Source organism: Bradyrhizobium sp. NBAIM03 (genome assembly GCF_020194055.1).
GTDB lineage: Bacteria > Pseudomonadota > Alphaproteobacteria > Rhizobiales > Xanthobacteraceae > Bradyrhizobium > Bradyrhizobium yuanmingense.
Genome location: NZ_JADYVS010000069.1, coordinates 1 through 3617 on the forward strand (window position 1 = coordinate 1; position 3617 = coordinate 3617).

Annotated in this window: 3 protein-coding genes and 1 pseudogene; 2 read left to right on the forward strand and 2 right to left on the reverse strand. The window is 58.1% G+C overall.

What is annotated here, in order from left to right:
* Positions 1 to 507 precede the first annotated feature (507 nt).
* On the reverse strand, positions 508 to 1581 hold the full coding sequence (locus tag I6F21_RS37330) for a linear amide C-N hydrolase (protein ID WP_225184337.1): 1074 nt from the start codon (positions 1579 to 1581) through the stop codon (positions 508 to 510).
* A 772-nt stretch (positions 1582 to 2353) separates the two neighbouring features.
* Here I6F21_RS37330 and I6F21_RS37335 point away from each other — a divergent pair.
* Positions 2354 to 2629: a hypothetical protein gene (locus I6F21_RS37335; RefSeq protein WP_225184338.1), complete on the forward strand. Its 276-nt coding sequence runs from the start codon at positions 2354 to 2356 to the stop codon at positions 2627 to 2629.
* Between the two features lie 161 nt (positions 2630 to 2790).
* Positions 2791 to 3231, forward strand: a pseudogene (locus tag I6F21_RS37340) (transposase); the annotation flags it as partial.
* A gap of 75 nt (positions 3232 to 3306) precedes the next feature.
* Here I6F21_RS37340 and I6F21_RS37345 read toward each other — a convergent pair.
* A partial coding sequence (locus I6F21_RS37345; RefSeq protein WP_276573640.1) for a group II intron maturase-specific domain-containing protein occupies positions 3307 to 3617 on the reverse strand: 311 nt, incomplete at its 5' end.

Consider the following 3617-nt stretch of genomic DNA (forward strand, 5'->3'; position numbering starts at 1 on the left):
CACCTGCGGTCGCGGATGGGCCATGATCGGCACTGCCGGCAGGCTCGTCGGCCACTTCTACATACACAATGGCGACGATTCGGCCTTCGTTTGCGAACACAGCTGAGTTCTTCAACAGCCTGCTAGGTCATTCCGCGGTTCCCAGCAGACTGTGGATGTCAAGAGAGTACGCATTCCGGCGATCGAATATGAATGTGTGTGTCTTTCACGAGAGAAGTAGGAGGAGGTGTCGTGATCAAAGGCGACGTACTCTCCTACCTCATACGGTTCAGTTGCCGGCGCGAACCCGTGCCTTAGTGATGCAGGTTTGACGACGAGTCCATGGCATTGCAGTGACTGTCGAAGTGGTGTCCGTTCACTTGGCTCCCGCTTAGGGAGACACCGAATCCCCTTGTACTTACCCCTTTCGTTTTCAAATACGCTGGTTGACGCGTCGCAGCCGCGGCGTTCACGCCGCCGCGGCCTCTGTCAAACTGTCGAGCGCAAGTCGGGTTCCCGCGGCCCTCATCACATTAGCCGGCCCCGGAATTTGAACGGCTCCGCGTCGCGGAAACTCGCCGTCGCATTGCCCGCGAAGGTGTGATCCTCGTTGGGGCCGAGATCGAGCTTTCTCACCTTGCCGGTCGCAGGCGAGAAGTCGATCTTTTTGAGATCGACCCAGAACGTGTTCGGCGTCAGCACGGATTCGAAGAAGTAGAGCTTTTGTTGCTGATCGGCAACCGTGCGCCAGCGGGTCGAGGAGATGTTCGGCTCGTTCGGCGTCGCGATGCCGTAGGGGACCGAGACGTTGCGGATCACACTGAAGACGCTCGCCAGCGCATCGTTGCGATTCTCGTCCTTCGGAATCGCGTTGACGTAAAATTCTGCGCGGGCGAAGCGATCGGAGGAGCGGTTCGTGCCGGGCAGGAACACGGTACCACCGATCTGCTCCCAATACGCGTTGAGCGCGAGTTGCTTGTCGAAGATCGGCGAGTTGGTCATCACCTGGTACTTCCGGTTGTGATGGATGACCTGCTTACCTTTGATGTATTCGACGATCGCGCTGTCGCCGGTCGCGTCCGAGATCGACAGATGCAGCGTCGCGAGGCGCTTCTCGCCCGGCACGTTGTCGGTCACGATGATGAACGGCTCCTTCTCGAGCATATCCACGGCCTCCTGCACGGTCGCGAAATTGTCGAGCACGTATTGCGCCCAGGCCGCGATCGTGAGGCCCGGCTTCCTTTGTTCGAATTTTGGATATTCTGACTCCACGAGCCACAGAAGGTTGGCGACGAGACCTGCCTCGTTCAGCCCGTCTGTGGTGGAGATGTCATAGCCCGACGCGATCACGCTGCCGTATTTCGATACCCATTTGAGGGAGTTGGGACCGACCTCACCGTTGCGCGCCATGCCGCGCGGAAAGATCCAGAGATTGGTCTCGACGTCACTCTTCCAGTCCATCGACCGCGCCGTGATCACCTGGTCGTTGACGCCGAGATAGACGAGGCGCGTGCAAGCCGGTGCAATCGACGGCGCGATAGCAAGAAGCGCGGCAAGGCCAGCCGACAGGATGCGCTGGCGGACGAAATTCCTCTGCGGCATGGCATGTTACTCCCTCGATTAGGATATGGGCGATCGGCGATGATGCCCCGAATCAAGCAAGGGCCGTGCCGAATCGAAAATGGGAGGTTCTGCAGGCACTTCGTAGCGGGTGTGTAAGTCAAGCGTCGACATCGGTCTGAAAGCTGACAATCGGCGCCGATAACCGGCTCAGGCTCGTCTCGCGGGCTTCGGACCAATGGCAGGATCACGTTCGCCTTGTCCGATCTAGGGGCGCGGTTAGTCCACACAGTTTGCGACAAACGGGCGTCGTCCTCAAAGCACGGAAGTGACCCATCCATGATAGCGTCGAGTATGACCCGCCTAAATGCGAAGCCGCGATGGAAGCGCTTATCCTTGTTGGGGAGAAACGAGATCGGCGTCCTGGCCGGCCAATGCCTCGACCGGCGCATCGGCAGCAACACGCGCCTCTTCGCCGAAACCGCCGCCGGGAGAAACGCCGCAAGGCACCCGCCCTGGTTCGATAACCGCGGTTCAAAATATCACGCAAGCTGAGAAGCTGCCTCCAACATCTATCGCGATGAATGCCGGGCATATTGCGCATGTTTAGCATGTTCTACCTCCTAGCATTCGGACTGCTCAGAATTGCATCATGTCGGGATGAAAGAAGCGACTCCTCAAGTTCGCTATCAAATACTTGATGAGCAACTAGCTGAGCACCAAAAGCGGGGCGGCCACACGCCTTCGTCAAGCGGACGCAGAATTCAAGCGAGCAAACGAACTAAGTACGCGTGGTGTACAGACGGCGGCGAATTTGGATCGCGCTCGCGCAACTTACGACGTGGCGCAGCAAGAACTGGAGGCTGCGCAGCAGCGAGTGAAATATTTGGAGACGGAACTTACGTCCGCTCGCGACGGCGTCTTCATCGGGGAGTCCTATAACGACGCTCCCTCCTCGGCCCAACGTATCCGCGAGCTCGAGCAGCGGCTGGCCGAGCTGAATGTCGACAAGGAGCAGGTGAAGGCACGTATTGTACTGCTCGACGGGCAAATCGATGCCGAGCGTCTTCGTGTCAATAGTCGTCCGTGAAGAATACGGATCGGTCTGAGAAATAAGCAGAATTGGTCTTGATGTAGTATTCGATTTTGCAAGAAAGTGGGGTGTTGGACCTCGCTTTCTTGCGTTTTGGGATTTTGCTTTTGGGCGATTCGTGATTCCCTGATGTCGGGTCATCGGCATTGGGGAAGGCGATGAGCAAACCGCGGGACGATCGCCAGAAAGACCTGCTGCTTCCGGCGCTCGATCAGATCATCGACTTGGGTCACCCCCTGGTGCGGTTGGCGGCGCTGATCGACTGGAAGTTTCTGGATGAGCGCTTTAGTTCGGTGTGCCAAACAGGGTTGGGGCAGCCTGGCTTGCCGACGCGGCTCGTGGCCGGCCTGTTCATTCTGAAGCACATGCACAACTTGTCAGATGAGGTGCTGTGCGCCCGCTGGATCGAGAACCCCCACTACCAATACTTCTGCGGCGAATTGAGCTTCTGCCACCGTCTGCCGTTCGATCGATCGTCGATGACCCGTTGGCGCCAGCGGCTGGGCGAGGAACAGCTCGTCGCGCTGATCCAAGAAAGCCTGTCGGTGGCGCACAAGACTGGCGCCATCGGCCCCAAGGACCTCGAGCGGGTGGTCGTCGGTCGAGTAGCCCCGGGGAATTGCATCCCGAGGCTCTCACGAAACCGGACGTGAAGCTCTCGATTCATCCGGCTTCTATCTTCCAGCCGCAGGTCGAATGCCGACTCGCCACAAATAGAGTAGGTTCGGATCGCGCTGTGCGAGCCGTCCCAACCAATATACTGAAGCGACTTTCCGGCCTTTCAACCGCTTGTATTTCCGCCTCGTCCAATGGGCGAGCGCGTCGTTAACGTGACGAAGGACGTTGACACATTCCGTTCGGTAAAACCGTCCGTAATAGTTCAGCCATCCTTGCACGACAGGATCAATCAGCTTGGCGAGTTCTTCAAGACTCCAGTGGTTTCGCGTCGAACCCAGTCGCCATGAGCGAATGGTTTGTCGGATTC